Source organism: Collinsella aerofaciens (assembly GCF_040926185.1).
GTDB lineage: Bacteria > Actinomycetota > Coriobacteriia > Coriobacteriales > Coriobacteriaceae > Collinsella > Collinsella aerofaciens_BC.
The window spans coordinates 24,812-45,634 of record NZ_JBCOIQ010000011.1 but is presented as its reverse complement, the minus strand read 5'-3'; the positions used below and the strand labels follow the sequence as shown (position 1 = coordinate 45,634).

General features: G+C 63.3%; 12 protein-coding genes. 9 read left to right on the top strand and 3 right to left on the bottom strand.

Annotation, left to right across the window (positions count from 1 at the left end):
• Nucleotides 1-414 precede the first annotated feature (414 nt).
• Together nifJ and AB5750_RS06170 are read left to right on the top strand one after the other, a co-directional pair.
• Nucleotides 415-3,954: a pyruvate:ferredoxin (flavodoxin) oxidoreductase gene (gene nifJ, locus AB5750_RS06175; RefSeq protein ID WP_368145864.1), complete on the top strand. Its 3,540-nt coding sequence runs from the start codon at nucleotides 415-417 to the stop codon at nucleotides 3,952-3,954.
• A gap of 637 nt (nucleotides 3,955-4,591) precedes the next feature.
• Nucleotides 4,592-5,401 carry a DDE-type integrase/transposase/recombinase gene (locus AB5750_RS06170; RefSeq protein ID WP_368145865.1) on the top strand — a complete coding sequence of 270 codons (810 nt, stop codon included), beginning with the start codon at nucleotides 4,592-4,594 and terminating at the stop codon, nucleotides 5,399-5,401.
• A 95-nt stretch (nucleotides 5,402-5,496) separates the two neighbouring features.
• Here the strand turns inward: AB5750_RS06170 and AB5750_RS06165 are convergent, their stop codons facing one another.
• Nucleotides 5,497-6,348, bottom strand: a complete 852-nt coding sequence (locus tag AB5750_RS06165) for an alpha/beta hydrolase (RefSeq protein ID WP_368145866.1) — start codon at nucleotides 6,346-6,348, stop codon at nucleotides 5,497-5,499.
• 98 nt (nucleotides 6,349-6,446) lie between these two features.
• Nucleotides 6,447-8,087: a PucR family transcriptional regulator gene (locus AB5750_RS06160; protein WP_368145867.1), complete on the bottom strand. Its 1,641-nt coding sequence runs from the start codon at nucleotides 8,085-8,087 to the stop codon at nucleotides 6,447-6,449.
• Between the two features lie 231 nt (nucleotides 8,088-8,318).
• Here AB5750_RS06160 and AB5750_RS06155 point away from each other — a divergent pair, with 231 nt between their 5' ends.
• From AB5750_RS06155 to arcC, 5 genes are all read left to right on the top strand, one after another.
• On the top strand, nucleotides 8,319-11,324 hold the full coding sequence (locus tag AB5750_RS06155; RefSeq protein WP_368145868.1) for a bifunctional FdrA/YlbE family protein: 3,006 nt from the start codon (nucleotides 8,319-8,321) through the stop codon (nucleotides 11,322-11,324).
• 12 nt (nucleotides 11,325-11,336) lie between these two features.
• Entirely contained in the window at nucleotides 11,337-12,254 is a 918-nt protein-coding gene (locus AB5750_RS06150) for an oxamate carbamoyltransferase subunit AllH family protein (protein ID WP_368145869.1), read from the top strand.
• A 16-nt stretch (nucleotides 12,255-12,270) separates the two neighbouring features.
• Nucleotides 12,271-13,518 carry a dicarboxylate/amino acid:cation symporter gene (locus tag AB5750_RS06145; protein ID WP_368145870.1) on the top strand — a complete coding sequence of 416 codons (1,248 nt, stop codon included), beginning with the start codon at nucleotides 12,271-12,273 and terminating at the stop codon, nucleotides 13,516-13,518.
• A gap of 63 nt (nucleotides 13,519-13,581) precedes the next feature.
• On the top strand, nucleotides 13,582-14,856 hold the full coding sequence (locus AB5750_RS06140) for a dicarboxylate/amino acid:cation symporter (RefSeq protein ID WP_368145871.1): 1,275 nt from the start codon (nucleotides 13,582-13,584) through the stop codon (nucleotides 14,854-14,856).
• A gap of 396 nt (nucleotides 14,857-15,252) precedes the next feature.
• On the top strand, nucleotides 15,253-16,215 hold the full coding sequence (gene arcC, locus AB5750_RS06135; RefSeq protein ID WP_195645238.1) for a carbamate kinase: 963 nt from the start codon (nucleotides 15,253-15,255) through the stop codon (nucleotides 16,213-16,215).
• A gap of 279 nt (nucleotides 16,216-16,494) precedes the next feature.
• On the opposite strand, the gene AB5750_RS06130 is transcribed toward arcC, so the two are convergent.
• Complete coding sequence (locus AB5750_RS06130; RefSeq protein ID WP_368145872.1) at nucleotides 16,495-17,496, bottom strand: C39 family peptidase; 1,002 nt, start codon at nucleotides 17,494-17,496, stop codon at nucleotides 16,495-16,497.
• A 354-nt stretch (nucleotides 17,497-17,850) separates the two neighbouring features.
• Between AB5750_RS06130 and AB5750_RS06125 the strand changes: the two genes are divergently transcribed.
• Together AB5750_RS06125 and AB5750_RS06120 are read left to right on the top strand one after the other, a co-directional pair.
• Nucleotides 17,851-19,302, top strand: coding sequence for an APC family permease (locus AB5750_RS06125; RefSeq protein ID WP_368145873.1), 1,452 nt, complete (start codon nucleotides 17,851-17,853; stop codon nucleotides 19,300-19,302).
• A 131-nt stretch (nucleotides 19,303-19,433) separates the two neighbouring features.
• Nucleotides 19,434-20,711, top strand: coding sequence for a metal-dependent hydrolase family protein (locus tag AB5750_RS06120; protein WP_368145874.1), 1,278 nt, complete (start codon nucleotides 19,434-19,436; stop codon nucleotides 20,709-20,711).
• Nucleotides 20,712-20,823 lie beyond the last annotated feature (112 nt).

Genomic DNA, 20,823 nt, shown 5'->3' with positions numbered 1-20,823 from the left:
GGACACTCCTTGGCGCGTCAGAGCCAGTCGTCCGGGGATGGAGGGACCATTCTGGCCTTTGGCGGTCACCCGAGGTAAACCTTTACCGCCCGCCTATATTTGTCGAAATTACACTTGACGGCGGGGTACAATAAACCCGCATGCGGATTTCCGTTGCGGGCGCTTCCCATCGCCGGGGCGTGCCCGGGAGCATCCGGCATGCGGCCTTTGCGGCGCTCGGTCATGTGCAAGACGGGTAGCTGGGCCTGTGGAGCGCGTACAGCCGCCCCTTGCCTCGGCATGCCTTCTCTCCACGCCATGTGCCTGCTGCTGAGCCTGCCTGCCAGATGATTGGAAGCAACAGCGAAAATCCCATCACGCCAACATCCCGGCGATCGCCGGGGCCTGTATACCTATATGAGAGGAGAGGGGTATATGGCGCGTAAGTTTAAGTCTATGGACGGCAACGAGGCGGCCGCATATGTTTCGTATGCGTACACCGAGGTAGCGGGAATCTATCCCATTACGCCGTCCAGCCCGATGGCCGACCATGTCGACCAGTGGGCGGCCCAGGGTCGCAAGAATATCTTCGGCACCCCGGTCAAGGTCGTCGAGATGGAGTCCGAGGCAGGTGCAGCCGGTACCGTTCACGGTTCGCTGGGCGCCGGTGCTCTGACCACCACCTACACGGCTTCTCAGGGTCTGCTCCTGATGATCCCGAACATGTACAAGATCGCGGGCGAGCAGCTCCCGGGCGTCTTCCACGTCTCCGCGCGTTGCGTCGCTTCCCACGCCCTGAACATTTTTGGCGATCACTCCGACGTCATGGCCTGTCGTCAGACCGGCTTCGCCATGCTCGCCGAGGGCAACGTCCAGGAGGTCATGGACCTCTCGCCGGTGGCTCACCTTGCCGCCATCGAGGGCAAGACCCCGTTCCTTAACTTCTTCGACGGCTTCCGCACCAGCCACGAGATCCAGAAGGTCGCCATGTGGGACTACAAGGATCTGGCCGAGATGTGCGACATGGACGCCGTCCAGGCTTTCCGCGACCACGCGCTCAACCCTGAGCACCCGCATACCCGCGGTAGCCACGAGAACGGCGACATCTTCTTCCAGAACCGCGAGGCCTGCAACAAGGTCTACGACGAGCTTCCCGCCGTCGTCGAGGGCTACATGAAGAAGATCAACGAGAAGCTCGGCACCGATTACGGCCTGTTCAACTACTACGGCGCTCCCGATGCCGACCGCGTCGTCGTGTGCATGGGCTCCTTCTGCGACGTGCTCGAGGAAGTCATCGACTACCTCAACGCTCACGGCGAGAAGGTCGGCCTGGTCAAGGTTCGTCTGTTCCGTCCGTTCTCCATCAAGCACTTCGTCGACGTTCTCCCCGAGACCGTCCAGAAGATCGCCGTCATGGACCGCACCAAGGAGCCGGGTTCCATCGGCGAGCCGCTCTACCAGGACGTCGTCTCCGCTCTCTACGAGGCCGGCAAGACGGGCATCAAGGTCGTCGGCGGCCGTTATGGCCTGGGCAGCAAGGACACGCCTCCCGCGTCCGCGTTCGCTGTCTTCGAGGAGCTTAAGAAGGACGAGCCCAAGCGCGAGTTCACCATTGGCATCGTCGATGACGTGACCAACCTGAGCCTGCCCGAGGCCGAGGATGCGCCCAACACCGCAGCCCCCGGCACCATCGAGTGCAAGTTCTGGGGTCTGGGTGGCGACGGTACCGTCGGCGCCAACAAGAACTCGATCAAGATCATCGGCGACCACACCGACAAGTACGTCCAGGCCTACTTCCAGTACGACTCCAAGAAGACCGGCGGCGTCACCGTCTCGCACCTGCGCTTTGGTGATTCCCCGATCCGTTCGCCGTACTACGTGACCAAGGCCGACTTTGTCGCTTGCCATAACCCCAGCTACATCGTTAAGGGCTTCAAGATGGTCCGCGACGTCAAGCCGGGCGGCACCTTCCTGGTCAACTGCCAGTGGAGCGACGAGGAGTTCGCCGAGCACATGCCCGCCGTGGCCAAGCGCTACATCGCGAACAACAACGTCAACGTCTACCTGATCGACGCTATCGACCTGGCCGCTAAGGTCGGCATGGGCAAGCGCACCAACACGGTGCTCCAGTCCGCCTTCTTTGCTCTGGCCAAGGTCCTGCCCGCCGAGGACGCCCTGCAGTACATGAAGGACGCGGCTACCAAGTCCTACATGAAGAAGGGCCAGGCTATCGTCGACGCCAACCACAAGGCCATCGATGCCGGCGCTACCGCCTTCCGTAAGTTCGAGGTTCCGGCCGACTGGGCTACCGCCGAGGATGCCGCTCCCGTCGAGCTCTCCGAGGAGACCAAGTCCGCTATCGCCCAGCAGGTCAAGAACCTGCTCGAGCCCATCGATCGTATGGACGGCGACAGCCTGCCTGTTTCCGCCTTCGTCGATTGCGCCGACGGCCAGTTTGAGCTGGGCGCCTCCGCATACGAGAAGCGCGGCGTCGCCGTGGTCGTTCCCCACTGGGACGAGACCAAGTGCATCCAGTGCAACCAGTGCGCCTACGTGTGCCCGCATGCCACCATCCGTCCGTTCGCGATGACCGAGGACGAGGCTGCCGCCGCGCCCGAGGGTACCCGCACGCTCGACGCCATGGGCCCCAAGGCCAAGGGCATGAAGTTCACCATGGCTGTGTCCCCGCTCGACTGCATGGGTTGCACCAACTGCGTCAAGGTTTGCCCCAAGGGCGCCCTCGAGATGGTTCCCACCGAGCAGGAGATGGACCAGCAGCCCGTTTGGGACTACATGGTCGAGAACGTCTCCGAGAAGAAGGAGCTCATCGCGGCCAACGTCAAGGGCAGCCAATTTAAGCAGCCCTACCTGGAGTTCTCCGGCTCCTGCGCCGGCTGTGCCGAGACCGCCTATGCACGTCTGGTGACCCAGGTTGCCGGCGACCGCATGTTCATCTCCAACGCCACCGGCTGCTCCTCCATTTGGGGCAACCCCGCTGCCACCGCTCCTTACTGCAAGGACAAGGACGGTCACGGCCCGGCGTGGAACAACTCCCTGTTCGAGGACAATGCCGAGCATGGTCTGGGCATGGCCGTTGGCTATGAGGCCGTTCAGCACAAGCTGATCGCCGCTACCCAGGACATCATCGCTGCCGATGGTCCGTCCGATGAGCTCAAGGCTGCCGGCCAGGCTTGGATCGACTCCGTCAACGACGCCGAGGCTTCCAAGGCCGCTGCAGCTGCCTACGTTGCCGAGCTCGAGAAGTGCGGCTGCGACGCTTCCAAGGCAATCCTCGCCGACAAGGCTTATCTCACCAAGAAGTCCTTCTGGATCTTCGGCGGCGACGGCTGGGCCTACGACATCGGCTTCGGTGGCCTGGACCACGTCCTGGCTTCCGGCCACAACGTCAACGTCTTCGTCTTCGACACCGAGGTCTACTCCAACACCGGCGGTCAGGCCTCCAAGGCCTCGAACCTGGGCCAGGTCGCTCAGTTCGCCGCTGCCGGTAAGGTGACCAAGAAGAAGTCCCTGGCCGAGATCGCCATGAGCTACGGCTACGTCTACGTGGCGCAGGTCGCCATGGGCGCCAACCCGGCTCAGACCCTCAAGGCCATTCACGAGGCCGAGGCCTACGACGGCCCGTCCCTCATTATCGGCTACAGCCCCTGCGAGATGCACTCCATCAAGAAGGGCGGCATGCAGAACTGCCAGGCCGAGATGAAGAAGGCTGTCGAGTGCGGTTACTGGAACCTTTTCCGCTTCAACCCCGAGGCTGCTGCCGGCAAGAAGTTCTCGCTCGATTCCAAGGAGCCCGCGGGCGGTTATCAGGAGTTCCTGATGAACGAGGCCCGTTACGCTTCGCTGACGCGTTCCTTCCCTGAGCGCGCCGAGGAGCTCTTCAAAGAGAATGAGCAGGCCGCTATGGACCGCTATCAGCACCTGCTGAAGCTCAAGACGGTGTACAACGAGGCCTAGGTCTCCCACTGCAGGATCTGAGGGCTAACCTTCGCGGACGTCCTCGGACATGAAAGAACCCCCGCTGCGCACTACTGAACTGCCTCCCATTTCTTGGACACGAGAAATGGGAGGCCTTTTATGCGTGCCGACTTGAGAGTGAAACACGACATCGAGGCCAGGAGGGCGGCGATCGGGCTCTTCGAGCGAGGGCACGGCTTCGAGTCGGCGGCGAAGGCGCCGTCGGTCCCGCGCGACACCGTGGGACGATGGCTCTACGCATACCGGTCGTTCGGAAGCGGGGTGCTGCCATCCATGGACGGCAGGCAGACCGGGTACGCATGCGAGCAGGAGGTCGCCGCCGCCTCGGCCGTGGTCGACGGCGGCATGGGCAGGCGGGACGCCATGGAGGCGTTCGGGGCCATGTCCCTGGCGCCGCTCAAGAGACGGTGCGCGCTCTGCCGCGAGGGCGGCGCCGAGGCGCCCAGGCCCAAGCCCAGGGGCAGGCCGAGGGGGTCCGGCCCCAGGCCGCGCGGGCGCACCCGCGAGCAGGGGCTCGGGGAGCGCCGCCGAAGGCTCGAGACCGAGGCGGCCTACCTAAAAAAATTGCGTGCCCTGGTCGGGAGGGACGGGCTTCGACCGGGGCGAAGGTCGAGGCGTGAGCGCCCTGCGCGCGGAGGGGTGCGAGCTGGGGCGCCTGCTGGAATGCGCCGGCCTGGCCCGGTCCGGCTGCTGCTACGCGCTGTCGCGCCCGGCCGGGCCGGCGCGCCCGGGGCCGCGGGGCGCGGCGGCGGAGATCTTCTCGCGCGCGGCCGACGGGTGCGCGCGCATGGCCGACAAGACCGTGCTCAAGACGATGCGGGAGATGGGGGTCCGCCGCGGCATCCGCCGCGAGACCGACTGCCATAGGTACAACCCGTACAGGGGCGCCGTGGGCGAGACGTCCGGGAGCGTCATCGGGCGCGACTTCGCCGCCGACGGGCCGTGGCAGAAGATGGGCACCGACGCCACCGGGTTCAAGCAGCCCTGGGGCAGGGCCTGCTTCGCGCCGGTGCACGACTTCGGCAGCGAGGAGATGGTCGCGTGGTCGGCGTCGGCCAGCCCGGACATGGCGCGGCAGGCCGAGCTGCTCGACCGGCTGCTGGCGAAGATGCCCGAGGGCGCGACGCCGGCGCTCCACGGCGACATGGGCCGGCAGCACCGGCACGCCGCATGGCGCGGGAGGCTGAGGGGCGCCGGGATCGTCCAGAGCATGTCCAGAAAGGGCAACTGCATCGACAACGGCGCCACCGAGCAGGTCTTCGGCCACATGAGGGACGAGTTCTTCCGGGGAAGGGCATGGCCCGACTTCGAGTCCTCCAAGGCGGACCTGGGCGCGTGCGTCGCCCATTGGAACACGGGGCGAAGGCGGGTTAAACTGAAGGGGCTGACCCCGGAGGAGTTCCGGAACCAGCCCCTTGCGGCGTAGTTCTTATTTAAGCCGTCCAAGTTTTGGGGTGCAGTTCAACTCAAGTGCGCCGGGGGCCGCTTGGCCATGCGGGGCGTTCGGGGCCCGCGATCGCGTCAGCCCGCGATCGCATCCATCCACTCGATCGCCTGGGTGTACGCCTTGGCTCCCGCGGGATCGCTCACATCGCGGTCGAAGTCGTGGGGGAGGTGGTACACGGGCTTCTTGACCGCACGCGGGGCCATGCGCGAGAGCGCCTTTGACAAGCGGAACGGGACGTCTTCGTCCCCGCTGCTGGCGGTGATGAACAACGGCGGCAGCTGCGCCGCCTCGTCATCGGTGAGGGACCAGGCGTCGGGGGAGTGGATCGGGTCATCGCCGCCCAGGCCCATGAGGTCGAGCCAGGCCCCCTCGTGTTGACGCGCGTACACGTAGAGCGCGTAGCGTAGGGGCTTCGGCCCCGTGGTCACCATTCGGGAGCCGTCGCCCGCGAGCTTATCAACCTGCGAGCGCGTCACCTCGGGCAGACGTGCGTAGGCTTTCGCCGGTTGGGAGAAGGCGGCGTCGGTGATGGTGTGATAGCCGTAGAAATCCAATATGCCCGCCGGCTGCGGCATGTCCTCGAGGCGTCCGATCTTGCGTGCAAGCAGGAGCGAGAGATATGCGCCCGCCGATCGGCCGAACAGGAAGTGCGCCTTGTATTCCCCGGCGGCCTGCGGCTCGGCCACCGCCGCCTGCCATGTCTCGAAGGCCGCATCGACGATCTGGGGCAGGGAGGACTCCGGCGCCAAGGGATAGTCCGCGCAGATGAGCGTGTAACCCGCGTCGGTGAGCTGGCGGATATAGGGTTGCGGAAGGTCGTCGCGCTCCCCATAGAGCAGTCCGCCGCCGTGCAGGTAGAACACGGCGATGTGGCGGTCGCGCGCGGCGAGCGGATGGTGGATGGTAAGGAGGTCGTCCAAGTTCACGTTCGTGCCTTTCTCATGTGTATGCGTGCGCGTGCTCCGCGCGGTACGGCATGGGGGGTGGTCGGGCTGTGGGGGATCGCCCAGACTAGAAGGGGGTCTCAGCTCTCCCTGCCCAGGGCCATGATCTTGTTGGTGAGCACGACCTGCAGGAAGTCATCGGGGTTCTTGACGTCGATGCCGTAGACCTTCCGTGCGCGCTCCACGCGATAACGGACAGTCTTGGGGTGGATGAACAGCTGCTCGCCTGTCTTGGAGAAGTCCATGCCGTTCTCGCACAGGCAGATGAGGGTGCTGAGCAGCTCTGGCTGCTTCTTGGCAAGATCGACCACGCGCGGGTCCATGTACTCTGCGAGCTGCGAGAGGTCGTCGGCCATGAGCATGAGCTTGTAGACGCCCAGGTCCTCGAACCGGATGGCGCGGTCGCTGCTTGTGGAGCCGTTGAACAGCCTGTAGACATTGAGCACCTCGGTGTTCGCCTGGCCGATCGCATAGCGGTCGACCGTGCTGCTCAGCGCGACGAGGTGCTTGAAGAGCGGCAGCGTGGATAAGGCGTGCAGCTTGTCCAGGATGTCCTGGATGAGGTCGAGGTTGAACCGCGTGAGCGGGCTGCGGAAGTTGTGGAGGAACACGAGGCGGTCGTTGTTCACAAAGTAGACGATTCCGGGGTACGCGGAGCGAATCCTGCGACTGATGGCCTGTTGGAGCTCATCCAGGCGGTCGATGTCCGCGCAGTCCACAAGGCTCACATGGACAAAGAGCACCTCGTAGAAGGGAAACTCGTCGATGCCCAGGACGGTGAGGGCAGAGTTGATCAGCTCGGGCGTTTCGTATCGCTCGAGGAGCAGGTCGTGGACCGCGTTGTTGTTCTGGATGAAGAGCTTCTGTTTGATCGCGTTTTGCTCGAGGATCTTCATCTGGAGGAGCCCGACGATGTTCTCTATGGTCATGGTGTCGAGCGGGGTGAGCTCCACGTCGGATTCGTGCACGAGCAGGTAATAGTCGACGCCATCCGAGCTCGGTATGCGCACGGCGAGCGCCTTTTCCGCGCGGTCCTCGTCTACGGGCCGATTGTCGTCCGCCTCCTTCGCGGTGGCTCGGTTGAAGAAGAGCATCGCGTCGAAGTACGCATGCGTTTGGAACGGCTTGGGCTCGCGCCTGATGAGCGAGTACGCGTCAAAACACGTGCGGGCCGGATCGGTACCGAGTCTGCGGTCGCGCGTGGTGTCCAGGTAGCTGACGTCCATGCGCAAGGTGTTTTTGAGCGTGTTGAGGATATACGGGATTGAGGGCTGCTTGAGGGCGAGTGCCATGGTGTGCTTGTGGGCGTCGTAAAAGCGGTTGAGGAGGGTCAGGTTCGAGTCGAGGACGTGTCCGAGCACGTCGAGCATGATGGACTCGTATTTGACCGATGGGCTCAGCTCGATGAGCGGCACGCCGAAATCCTCGCAGAGCGCGATGACGTTTTGGGGCGCGTTGAGCAGCAGGCGTTCGGGCTTGAATGCCATGGCCGCTATGCCGATGGCGCTCATGGTGTGGAAGAACTGGGCCACTTCGCTCTCGGAGAGCTCCTGGAGCGCAAAGAAGCTCGTGATGATGAGCTGCCCGCTCTTGCCCCAATTCTCAATGTCGGCCGCCTCGAGCACCATGGCGCTCGACAATTCGTTGTCGAGTCCACCGGCACCGGCTATTACCTTCGCTTCCGCGAAGGACGGCAGCAATAGGGCTTCGCGAACAATCATGCCAACTCCTTCAGTTTACTTGACAGCCTATCGAACTTTTCGTTTTGTGGCATGCCCCAAAAGGTCAAAAAAACGGCACAAACCTTATCCGTAAGGGAAGTGTATTCCCATTTTGCCCATGCTTCAATTTTATGCAGCGCGAGAAGGCCGCTGCAGCCCGGGAATACAGCGCGGTCCGTTTTCGAACGGAAGAGCTTTTTTGCAAGGCAAACCGCAATCAAGGAGGAACCTATGCTGAAGACCGTGGTCAAGCAAAACTCCTATCAGGATTCAATCAACCTGATGCTGCTGACCAACAAGATCAACACGCTTGACGGCGTGATCCAGAGCCAGATCATGATGGGCACCGATGCCAACAAGGACATCTACCGCGCCGCAGGTCTGTTGACCGCCGAGGCCGAGGCCGCCGCCCCGAGCGACATGGTTATCGTGGTTGAGACCGAGGACGAGGGCATCATGGACGTCGTCCTGGCCGAGACCGAGACCTTCCTCGCCGACCTCTCCACCAAGAAGGAGGCCGCCGGCGCGCCCGCCGAGGCCACCAGCTGGGAAGAGGCCATGGCGATGCTCCCCGAGGCCAACATGGCCCTGTTCTCCATCCCCGGCGAGTACGCCGCGCCCGAGCTTGAGCGCGCCCTCGACCTGGGCCTGAACGTCTTCTCCTTCACCGACAACGTGCCGCTGGAGGATGAGGTCCGCCTCAAGCAGAAGGCTCACGAGAAGGGCCTGCTCTTCATGGGTCCCGACTGCGGCACCGGCGTGGTCTCCTCCGTGCCCGTTGCCTTCACCAACGTCATCAACCCCGGCAACATCGGCATCGTGGGCGCCTCCGGCACCGGCATCCAGGAGGTCACTTGCATGATCGACCGCCTGGGCGGCGGCTGCGTGCACGCCATCGGAACCGGTGGCCGCGACCTCAACGAGAAGGTCGGCGCCGTGACCGTCAAGGACGCCATCGTCGCCCTTGAGCACCACGATCCTACCGACGTCATCTGCGTCATCTCCAAGCCGCCGGCGCCCGCCGTCCGCGACGAGGTCGTCGACCTGCTCGAGAAGTGCGAGAAGCCGGTCGTCGCCATCTTCATCGGCGAGAAGCCCGAGGCCCATCTGGGCAAGGTGCACCTAGCCCACACCCTCGAGGAGGCCGCTCGCATCGCCGTCGACCTCGCCAACGGTGAGGCCGTCAAGAAAAACTACCTCGAGCCGCTCGACGTGACCGTCGAGACCCCGCTGGCGCAGGACAAGACCGTCATCGGCCTGTACTCCGGCGGCACCCTGGCCGGCGAGGCCGCGATGATGATCACCGAGGCCCTCGAGCTCGGCTCCATCATCAAGGAGGACGGCTACATGCTTCGCCACGGCGGCTACGACGTCATCGACCTCGGTGACGACGTGTACACCCAGGGCCGTCCTCATCCCATGATCGACCCTGAGGTCCGTATCCGCATGATGCGCGACTACGCCTCCAAGGTCACCACGGGCGTCATCCTCTTCGATTGCGTCCTGGGCTATGGCTGTCATCCCGACATGGCCGCCGAGCTCGCCCCGGTGATCGCCGAGTGCATCGAGTCCGCCAAGGCCGACGGCCGCGACGTCCGCTTTGTGGGCACCGTGGTGGGAACCCACAACGACCCGCAGGACTACGACCGCTCCGTCAAGCTGCTCGAGGACGCCGGTGCCATCATGGAGCCCAGCAACGCCATGGCCGTCCGCGCCGCGCTGGCCTTCAAGGGTATCGATTTCACCGAGGCCGACCGCGAGGTCGCGCCCTACGAGGTCAAGGACGACAGCCCCCTGCCCGAGCCCTCCGAGGCCGTCATGGAGCTCCTCACCAGCAAGCCCCGCGTGATCAACGTGGGCGTGGAGAGCTTCAACGACCCGCTGCGCGCCTACGGCGCCGAGAGCGTCCAGTACACCTGGAAGCCCAAGGCCGGCGGTAACAAGCGCATGATCCACCTGCTCAACGAGCTTGAGAAGGTCGAGGGGATCGACGAGGCCAACGCCCGCATCTGCGAGCGCTTCAAGGAGTCCCAGCCGGTCCTGGTGGACGTCGTGCCCGCCAAGACGGTCATCCCCGAGCTCAATCGCGCCCAGAAGACCCTGCTCCACGCCGGTCCTCCAATCTGCTGGGAGAACATGCAGGGCCCGATGAGGGGCTCTTGCATCGGTGCCGCCCTCTTCGAGGGTTGGGCCGAGACCGAGGATGAGGCCATCGCCATGCTCTCCGCCGGCGAGGTCGAGTTCATTCCCTGCCACCACTGCCACGCGGTCGGCCCCATGGGCGGCATCACCTCCGCCAATATGGCCGTCATGGTCGTCCGCAACCTCGCCGACGACACCGTCGCCTACTGCACCATGAACGAGGGCATCGGCAAGGTCCTGCGCTTCGGCGCCTACAGCCAGGAGGTCGTCGACCGCCTGCACTGGATGGCCGACGAGCTCGGCCCGGTGCTCGCCAAGGCCCTCAAGCTGTCTGACGGCGGCATCAACCTCAACGTCCTGATGGCCCGCGCCATCACCCAGGGCGACGAGTTCCACCAGCGCAACATGGCCGCCACGCTCAACTTCCTCAAGGAGGTCGCGCCGCTCATCGTCAAGACCGACGTGAGCGAGGACGCCAAGCAGCGCGTCATCCAGTTCCTGGCCGACACCGACCAGTTCTTCCTGAACGTCATGATGGCCACCGGCAAGGCGATCGTGGATTACGTCCGCAAGGACGTCGAGGGCTGCGTGGTCTCCACGATGACCCGCAACGGCTACGAGTTCGGCGTCCGCGTCTCCGGCCTCGGTGACGAGTGGTTCGTGGCTCCCGTCAACACCCCGGTGGGCCTGTACTTCACGGGCTTTACCGCCGAGGACGGCTGCCCGGACAACGGCGACTCCGCGATCTGCGAGACCGTAGGCGTTGGCGGCATGGCGATGGTCGCGGCCCCCGGCGTCACCCGCTTCGTCGGCGCCGGCGGCTTCGAGGACGCCCTGAACATCTCCAACGAGATGGAGAAGATCTGCGTCACCCATAACCCCAACTGGGCCATCCCCACGTGGGACTTCAAGGGCGCCTGCCTTGGCATCGATATCCGCAAGGTCGTCGAGACCGGCATCACGCCGATCATCAACACCGGCATCGCCCATAAGGAGGCCGGCATCGGCCAGGTCGGCGCCGGCACCGTCCGCGCCCCGCTCGCCTGCTTCGAGAAGGCTCTCGAGGCCTACTGCGCCAAGCTCGGCATCGAGTAAGCGAGGCGCCTTGTGAAATTGGACGCCCTCTACATCAGCGATTACGCCGCCGTGAACCTCGATGCGTTCAAGGCGACGGGAGCCGTGCACAGCGTGTTCCGCACGAGCCTGAACGTCATGCTCGACGGGTTCCTGCTACACATGGGCTCGGCTGAGGCGCCGCTCTCCTGCTTGGGGATCACGGTCGCCGAACAGGGGGCATCCGCTCTTGTCAACCTCGTCGAGCCCGGCGACCGCGCCATGGCCCGCAACGGCGTCCTTCGCCTGTACGGCCGCGGCGATGTCGTCGAGATCGACTTGATTTCCGCTCCCATCCGGTGTCTATCGGTGCCCATGGCGACCGTGGCGCCGGAAGGGGAGACGGACATTCTGGTGTGTCGGGAGCTCTCTGAGCTCAGCCTCCCCGCACGCATCGGGTTGCCGTGGGATGAGCGCGCCGCCAGGTCACTGGCCGGGCTGGCGCGCCTCTCGGCAGCCTGTCGCGCCGCGTGGGACGCCGGGCGGATGGGTGCGCCCGTTCCCCGCGTCCGCATCGATGCCGCTTTCAGGGGCGCTGGTAGTTCCATCGAGCATCTGCTGGGCCGCGGGCTGGGTCTCACCCCCTCTGGTGACGACGTACTCTGCGGTTTTGGCTGTGGCCTGTGCTACCTTTGGCGCCACGGTGCGTTGGGTTGCGATGCCTGGGGTGGGTACACGAGCATGTTGCTCGATGTGCTCCCCGGGAAGACCACCGCGGTGTCTGAGGCGTACCTGCGCGCCATGTGCGCCGGGTACGCGAATGAGGACTACATCGAGCTTCTCACCTCGATCGAGAAGGGCAGGACGGAGGAGATCTCGGGACGGCTCGAGACGATCCTCTCGATGGGGCACACCTCGGGCGCCGACGGCCTTCTGGGCTTCGGCGCGGCATTTGGTTATATCAACATGTAATCTGAAAGGGATTAGCATGGCTGAGACTAAGAAAAAGAAAGTCAACATCACGAATCTCATCGTGCTCTCCATGGTCGTCGGTGTTGTCGCCGGCGTCGCGGGCGGCCCCGCGATGGCTCAGATCCAGTTCATCGGCGACATCTTCTTCCGCCTCGTCCAGATGGGCATCGTACCGTTCGTCATGTGCACCATCATCGTCGCCGTGGGCGGCCTGACCCCTCAGTCGCTCTCCGGCGTGGGCCTCAAGGGCATCGGCATCTTCGCCGCCTCGTCCTTCGTCGCGGCGGGCATCGCCCTCGGCCTCTCGCTGGTTCTCCAGCCTGGTGCCGGCCTGGGCGAGACCGCCCTGGTCCAGGACGCGGTGTTCGAGGGTGAGGCCTCGGTCGTCACCTTCCAGGACACGCTCCTGAGCTTCTTTGGCAACAACATCGTCTCCTCCATGGGCGCCGGCGCCATGGTCCAGTGCATCGTCTTCGCGATCGCCCTAGGCCTGGCCATCTCCTTCTGGCGCAACACTCATGACGGCAAGTGCCTCGTGTACGACTTCATGAGCGAGCTCGCTTCCCTGCTGCTTAACATCATCCGCGCCGTCATGACCGTCGCCCCGATCGGCATCTTCTGCTACGTCTCCTCCATGGTCGGCTCCCTGGGCGCCGAGGTCCTCATCCCGCTCGTCAAGTACCTGGGCGTGATGGCCCTCGCCACCGTCGTGATGTTCGTGCTCTACTTCGTGCTCGTCTCGGTGCGCTGCCGCCTCAACCCGGTCAAGCTCATCAAGAAGATGTGGCCCATGTCCGCACTCGCCCTCGGCACCATCTCCTCCGCGGTCACCCTTCCCACCGCCATGGAGGACACGAAGAACAAGATCGGCTGCGACGCCGAGGTCTCCGACCTGCTGCTGCCCCTGGGTATGCCGCTGAACTCCAACGGCGCCGCCATTCACCTCGCCGTCACCGCCATTACCATCGCCCAGATTTACGGCATCACCTTCGCCGGCCCCGAGCTCCTCACCGTTTGGGTGATCTCCTTCCTGCTGTCCCTAGCCAACGCCGTGTCCCCGGGCGCTTCCCTGGTCTCTCTCACGATGATCGTTCCCGCCCTGAACCTGCCTATGGCTGCCATCGGCATCTTTGCCGGCCTTGAGTACCCCACGGGTGCCATCCGTACCATCCTCAACGTCGACGGAGACGTCTTCGCCGCGCTGCTCGTCGCTGGCGACAAGGGCATCGACCACGATGTCTTCGAGGACAAGGTCCAGGCGTAACGTGTAACCTCGTCGAGGGGGGGGGAGCGTTAGGTTCCCCCCTCTTTAGGAATCCGTGATCCTATGAAAGAGTTTTCAGCCCCGGCCCCCAAGAAGCGTCGCTACAACGCGACGCTTGCCATGGCGATCGCCATGGTTGCCGGAGTTCTCGTCGGTGCGATCGCAGGCCCGGTCATGGGCGAGATCCAGTTCATCGGCGACATCTTTTTTCGTTTGGTGCAGATGGGCATCGTCCCGTTTGTCATGTGCGTCATCATCGAGGCCGTGGGCGGTCTGACCGCGCGCGACCTGTCCGGAATCGGCCTCAAGGGCATCGCCTGGTTCGCCTGTTCCTCCGTGCTCGCCTCTGCATTCGCGGTCGCCGTGGCCACGATCTTCCAGCCGGGCGCCGGCCTTGCCGGCACCGCGCTGGTGGAGAGCGCGAGCTTTGAGGGCGCGGGCACCGGTGCCGTCACCGTGCAGGATACGCTCCTCGGCTTTTTCGGCAACAACGTCGTCGCCTCCATGGGCGTCGGCGCGATGGTGCCCTGCATCGTCTTTGCGGCCGCGCTCGGCCTGGTGGTCAGCTTTTGGCGCAACTCGCGCGACGGCGAGTGCCTCGTGTACGACTTCGTCGTCGAGTTCGGCCAACTGCTGCTCAGCATCATCCGCGGCGTCATGAAGGCCGCACCCATCGGTATTTTCTGTTATGTGTCCGCGATGGTGGGCAAGCTCGGCCCAGAGGTGCTCATACCGCTGCTCAAATACCTGATCGTCCTGGGCGGCACCGTCGCCGCGTTCCTCGTGCTCTGGAACATCGTGGTGTGCACGGTATGCCGCGTCAGCCCGATGCTGCTGATCCGCAAGATGTGGCGCATGTCCGTCATGGCCCTCGCGACCATCTCCTCCGCGGTGACCCTCCCAGTCGAGATGGATGATGCGAAGAACCGTCTTGGCATCCGCGATGACATCGCGGACCTGGTCCTTCCCCTGGGTATGCCGCTCAACTCCAACGGTGCGTCCATTCATCTGGCGATTACGGCGATCACAATCGCCCAAATCTACGGCGTTGGGTTCGAGGGGCTCGATTTCGTGTACCTCACTATCATCTCCACGCTGCTGTCCCTGGCCAATGCCGTCGCGCCCGGCGCCGACCTCGTGTCGTTGACCATGATTGTGCCGCAGCTCGGGCTTCCGCTCTCGAGCATCGGCATCTTCGCGGGGCTCACGTATCCCGTCGGTGCGATCCGCACCATCCTGAACGTCGACTCCGACGTGTACTGCGCCCTCATGGTCGCAGCGAGTGAGCCCGACGGAATCGATCGGGAGATGCTGCTGGACTCCGGTCCGCGAGCATAGCCCGTACGGGGCTGTCCCGTTTTCAGCGGCTTATTCCTTATGCTGGATGAAATGCCCCATGTTTTTGTAAGGGTGCATACTCGTCCAATAAGTGCATAGAATCTCGTATAGTGCGAGTAAGATATTGCGCTGTCTGTTTTGTGTTTAGCAAAGATATAGTTTGCATAATCTGGTCTAATCCCTGCTCTATTAAAATAAAGTTGCACGTAAATGGCGTAGATATGCTTGAGCTGGGGTTCTGTACGCTGAGCGGATAAAAACGACCGTTCACCGTTCCGCTATTTTCAAAATGAATAAAATGAGCGATAAAGAGAATATAAACCTTAATAAACTCGCGTATCGCACGGACGCGGGTTATTAATGGGTTGTAGGCCTTTTACAGAAAGGATTCCAGCAATGTCTAAGCCTCTTGGCAAGCCCGATCGTATTGTCGTCGCCCTTGGCGGCAACGCCCTCGGCAACAACCCCGTCGAGCAGATCGAGGCCGTGGGCAACACCGCCCATGCCCTCCTCGGCCTCATCGAGCAGGGCAACGAGATCATCATCACCCACGGCAACGGCCCGCAGGTCGGCATGATCCAGAACGCCTTCGCCGCTGCCCACGATGCCATCGGTACCCCCGAGATGCCGCTGCCCGAGTGCGGCGCCATGTCCCAGGGCTACATTGGTTATCACCTGCAGCAGGGCATCGGCCGCGAGATGCACAAGCGCTATAAGCGTTGGCACGCCGCCACCGTCGTCACCCAGATCGAGTGCGACCCGGATGATCCCGCGTTCAAGAACCCGACCAAGCCGATCGGCCCCTTCTACACCGAGGAGCAGGCCAAGGAGTTCATGGCCGAGGATCCCTCCAAGGTCTTCGTCGAGGATTCCGGCCGCGGCTGGCGTCGCGTCGTCGCTTCCCCCGATCCCAAGAAGATCGTCGAGGCTGACTCCATCCTCAACCTGCTCGACAACGAGTTCATCGTCATCGCCTGCGGTGGCGGCGGCATTCCCGTCGTCCGCGACTACGAGAACAAGGGCTGCTACAAGGGCGTTCCCGCCGTCATCGACAAGGACCTGGGCGGCGAGCTGCTGGCCGAGGACTGCGATGCTGACGTTCTGTTCCTGCTGACCGCCGTTGAGCATGTTGCCATCAACTTTGGCAAGCCCAACCAGGAGGAGCTCGAGGACCTCACCGCCGACGAGGCCGAGCGCCTGGCAGACGAGGGTCAGTTCGGCAAGGGTTCCATGGAGCCCAAGGTTCGCGCTGCCATCAAGTTCGCCCGTTCCCGCAAGGGCCGCACCTGCATCATCGGCGCTCTGGACAAGGCCGCCGAGACCATGGCTGGCCTCTCCGGTACCCGCATCCACGAGTAGTCTCTACTCTGTTGCCTCTCTCGTGGGCGCCAGGCAAAGCGCCCACAAACTAGCCTCTCTTCATGAGCCCCGCAGTCCGCTCCGACTGCGGGGCTTTTGTTTCAACCCGGCACTTAGGGACGTTCCTTTCCTGCCGGCAGCCTAGGGCTGGTCATTGGGGACAGACTTAAATGCGTGGCACCGATCAACTGCGGAAAGCGCATCCCACAATGAGTGTCCAAAGCGGGGCACAGTTTCCCAGGTACTCATTTAAGTCTGTCCCCAATGAGTGCCCAATGACTAGTAGTAGGCCCACATGGCTTCGACTTCGTTGAGGACCTCTACGACGCCCCAGCGACGGGCGCTGCGGCTGGCCGAGTTGGGGTCGTAGACGCCAATCTGGTCGGCATCGTCGATGCCGTAGAGCACGATGTAGTGGCCTACGTTGGTAAACGTACCGGGGCGCACTGCGGCGATGACGGGCGCACCCGAGCGAAGTGCTTGAGTAATCGATTCGCGATCGTTATAGAGCTGTGTTCCGTTGAGCCCCAGCTGCCACGCACCGCCTGTCATAAACGACCACTCGGTGGCACCAGTGGGGGCGTAGTTGCCGGCTTCGGCCAGCGCGCATATATCGACCGGCGTCTTATCGGTATGGCCGGTCTTAAAGATATAGACCATGGTGAGGCAGGTAGGACCGCAAGCGTTTTCGCGAATAGTGCCACCGGCATAGGGCAGCTCCGACCATGCGGGGTCAATTTGGTAGATGTGGGGCATGGTGCCGGCCTGCCATTGCGAGCGTGGGGTCGAGAACGCAAAGGAGTAACCGGGCGCGACGGGAGCTTTAAGCAGCTTGTCCTCGGCAGTGGGCTCAAGACCGGCTGATCCGTGGGAGATACAGGATCCCAAAAACACAAAGACGAGGCAGGCGGCGATGGAGCAAAGCGCAAGGCGTAGGCGGCGGGCCGGAAGCGCGTGGCTTGTGGTGTGCGACGCGGGGTGAGGGGAGGAATTGCCGCGATCGCGTTGAGGTCGCGAAAAGGAACGCTTGACGTAGTAGTCGGTCTTACGGCGATCGTAGCGGCGTAGCTGCGATGTGTCGGTCTGACGTTGGCGTGTGCTCGTACTCACGCGGTCTGACTGCTGCACGGTACGGCTTTGCTGCCGCGAAGAAGCCCCGGGCTGCTCTTGGGGGCGCTGCGGGTTGTCGTTGTCGGAGGTGCTTCTGGGCGTTGGCGTGGTGCGGCCGGCAAGGCGCACGCTTTGTGGCCGTTGGTCGCCGTCATTGTATCCGTATGCCATTCGAATCACCTTGCCTCATGTGTAACTTGTCTATCCTACATAAAAAGATGCACGACACATGGGTATGTGCGCCAAAAGCCTGACAAATGGTATGAACGTTGCCGCGCCGCGCGCCAAGCGTCACGGCAACAGGTCTTCAAAAGCAGACAAGATGAAAGCGTCCAAGACGAATGACGTCTCCCGCCGTTCGTCCCAAAAACGGTGCCGCTCGTTTTGCAGTTCTGCCTTCGGTCGAGCTGCGAGCGGCGCTGCTGCGCCAAGGCCGTATCTTAAAGCCATGGAATAAAAGCGCGCGGCAAAACGGACCGCGCAAGGGGTGACGCCAAGGGCGTCAAAAAGGAAAGGAGGGGAACAATGGCGGACAAGAACGCAGAAGTTGCAGTCGAGGATAACGGCGGCATGAAGAAAACGCTCTCGCTCTGGAACTTCTTCACCATCGGCTTTGGTGCCATTATCGGTACCGGTTGGGTTCTGCAGGTCGGCGACTGGATGGTCGTGGGCGGCGGTCCCGTTCCCGCTATGATCGCATTCCTCTTGGGTGCAATCTTCCTCGTGCCCGTCGGAGCTGTTTTCGGTGAGCTCACGGCTGCTATCCCCATCTCGGGCGGCATCGTCGAGTATGTCGATCGTAGCTTTGGCCGTACACTGAGCTACATCACCGGATGGCTTTTGGCCCTGGGCAACGGCATCCTGTGCCCGTGGGAGGCCATCGCCATTTCGACCCTCGTGTCCGAGATGTTCGGCAGCCTACCCGGTCTTGAGTGGCTGCGCGCCGTCAAGCTCTACACCATCCTGGGGGCCGACGTCTACCTGTTCCCGACGCTGATCGCGCTCGGCTTTGCAGTCTACGTCATCTTCCTCAACTTCCGCGGCGCCAGCTCGGCCGCCAAGCTCCAGGCCTTCCTGACCAAGGCCCTGCTCTGCGGCATGCTGCTCGCCATGGGCGTCTCGCTGTTCACCGGCTCGCCGGACAACGCCATGCCCGTGTTCTCCCAGGTCACCGGCGCTGGCGGCGGCAAGGCCGCTACCGAGAGCACCAGCCTGTTTGCCGGCATCGTGTCGGTCCTGGTTCTGACCCCGTTCTTCTACGCCGGCTTCGACACCATTCCTCAGCAGGCTGAGGAAGCAGCCGAGGGCCTCAACTGGAACAAGTTCGGCAAGATCATCTCCCTGGCCCTGCTGGCCGCCGGCGGTTTCTACATGGTCTGCATCTACTCGTTCGGTACCATTCTCGACTGGCATGAGTTTGTTAAGAGCCCGGTTCCCGCGCTTGCCTGTCTCAAGGGCATCAACATGCTCCTGTACCTGGCCATGCTCGTCATCGCCACGCTTGGACCCATGGGCCCGATGAACTCCTTCTACGGCGCAACGAGCCGCATCATGCTCGCCATGGGCCGCAAGGGCCAGCTGCCCGAGAAGTTCGCCGAGGTCGACCCCAAGTCCGGCGCTCCCAAGCTCGCCTGCGTTGTTCTGGGCGTCATCACCGTCGTCGGTCCGTTCCTGGGCAAGAACATGCTTATCCCTCTGACCAACGTGTCGGCTCTCGCCTTCATCTTCTCCTGCGGCATGGTCGCCCTCGCCTGCCTGCGCATGCGCTTCACCGAGCCCGACCTGCCTCGTCCCTACGAGGTGCCCGGTGGCAAGTTTGGCATCTCCCTCGCTATCGCTGCCTGCGCCATCATCATCGGCCTGCTTGTGATTCCGTTCTCTCCCGCCTCCCTCAACATGGTGGAGTGGAGCATCGTGATCGGCTGGCTGGCCGTCGGCCTGGCTCTCATGGCCTTCACCAATTCCCGCAAAAAGTAACGCCGAGCCGGGGCGGATCAGGTGCGCGGGACCCTCTCTTCCGCGCACCGAACCCGGCACCACTTGGGTAGCTTTGTGAGGCCTTAACCCAACGCGGCCTCGCCCACTATATGGATCCATAAGGAGGAACCATGTCCACTAAGTATGCAATCGTTGGCGGCAAGCTCATCGACGGTACCGGTGCCGAGCCGGTCGAGAACTCCCTCGTTCTCGTCGACGACAACGGCAAGATCGAGTACGCCGGCGCCATGCAGGACCTTCCCGAGGGCGTTGAGGTCATCGACGCCGCCGGCAAGACCGTCCTTCCCGGCCTGATCGACACCCACCTGCACTTCTCGGGCAACTTGACCGACGATGACACCGACTGGGTCATGCAGCCGCTCCTCGAGAAGCAGGCCGTCGCCGTCAAGCAGGCCTACGACTGCCTCACCCACGGCCTCACCACCGTCTGCGAGATCGGCCGCTTTGGTATCCAGATCCGTGACTGCATCGACAAGGGCGTCTTCAAGGGCCCGCGCGTTCTGGCCACCGGCCTTGGCTTCTGCCGCGTTGCCGGCCACGGCGACTCCCACCACTGCAGCCAGGGGCTCAACAAGGAATCGCACCCCTGGGGCGATCAGGTCGACGGTCCTTGGGATCTGCGCAAGGCCGTCCGTCGTCGCCTGCGCGAGAACCCCGATGCCATCAAGATCTGGGCTACCGGTGGCGGCATCTGGCGCTGGGACTCCGGCCGCGACCAGCACTACTGCTCCGAGGAGATTCAGGCCGTGGTCGAAGAGGCCAAGATGGTCGGCATCCCCGTGTGGAGCCACTGCTACAACAACCACGCCGCTGCCTACGATTCCGTTCGCTTTGGCTGCGAGCAGCTGATTCACGGCTTCGATATCGATGAGCGCACCATGGACCTCATGGCCGAGCAGGGCACCTTCTTCACCCCGACGATCGCCTTCCTGCCCACCTGGTACGCCACCTATCCGCCCGTCTACGTCCCCGAGCTGCACGACAAGTACGAGGGCACCCTGGTCGAGAAGGAGCTGCAGCGCAACTACGACTGCCTGCGCGAGGCCAAGAAGCGCGGCGTCGTCATGACGATCGGCTCCGATTCCTTCTCCTTCGTCACCCCGTACGGCACCTGCTCCATCGAGGAGATGTACGAGTTCGTCGACAAGATCGGCTTCACTCCGGTCGAGACCATCACCTGCGCCACCCTCAACGGTGCCAAGATGTGCCACATCGAGGACGAGACCGGTTCCATCGAGGCCGGCAAGTGCGCCGACCTGCTGGTCGTCAACGGTGACGTCGCCGCCGACATCCACGTGCTCAACACCGACAACATGGACGTCATCATGAAGGACGGCTGGATTGTCGAGGGCGGCACCTTCGGCGAGGCAAACAAGTACAGCGCCTAAGCTACCGTTCATCGATGGCTTGATGTAAAACACAGTATTTGATTGCATAATGCAATGGAGAGGGTCGCTTGCGGCCCTCTTTATTGCTATGGGGTGCGTCGGTAAGAAGGAG

Bases quoted from the DNA above. Each gene is read 5' to 3' on its own strand.
- AB5750_RS06130 (WP_368145872.1), bottom strand. From the start codon at position 17,496: ATGGCATACGGATACAATGACGGCGACCAACGGCCACAAAGCGTGCGC.
- AB5750_RS06120 (WP_368145874.1), top strand. From the start codon at position 19,434: ATGTCCACTAAGTATGCAATCGTTGGCGGCAAGCTCATCGACGGTACC.
- AB5750_RS06145 (WP_368145870.1), top strand. From the start codon at position 12,271: ATGGCTGAGACTAAGAAAAAGAAAGTCAACATCACGAATCTCATCGTG.
- AB5750_RS06125 (WP_368145873.1), top strand. From the start codon at position 17,851: ATGGCGGACAAGAACGCAGAAGTTGCAGTCGAGGATAACGGCGGCATG.
- AB5750_RS06140 (WP_368145871.1), top strand. From the start codon at position 13,582: ATGAAAGAGTTTTCAGCCCCGGCCCCCAAGAAGCGTCGCTACAACGCG.
- arcC (WP_195645238.1), top strand. From the start codon at position 15,253: ATGTCTAAGCCTCTTGGCAAGCCCGATCGTATTGTCGTCGCCCTTGGC.
- AB5750_RS06155 (WP_368145868.1), top strand. From the start codon at position 8,319: ATGCTGAAGACCGTGGTCAAGCAAAACTCCTATCAGGATTCAATCAAC.
- nifJ (WP_368145864.1), top strand. From the start codon at position 415: ATGGCGCGTAAGTTTAAGTCTATGGACGGCAACGAGGCGGCCGCATAT.
- AB5750_RS06160 (WP_368145867.1), bottom strand. From the start codon at position 8,087: ATGATTGTTCGCGAAGCCCTATTGCTGCCGTCCTTCGCGGAAGCGAAG.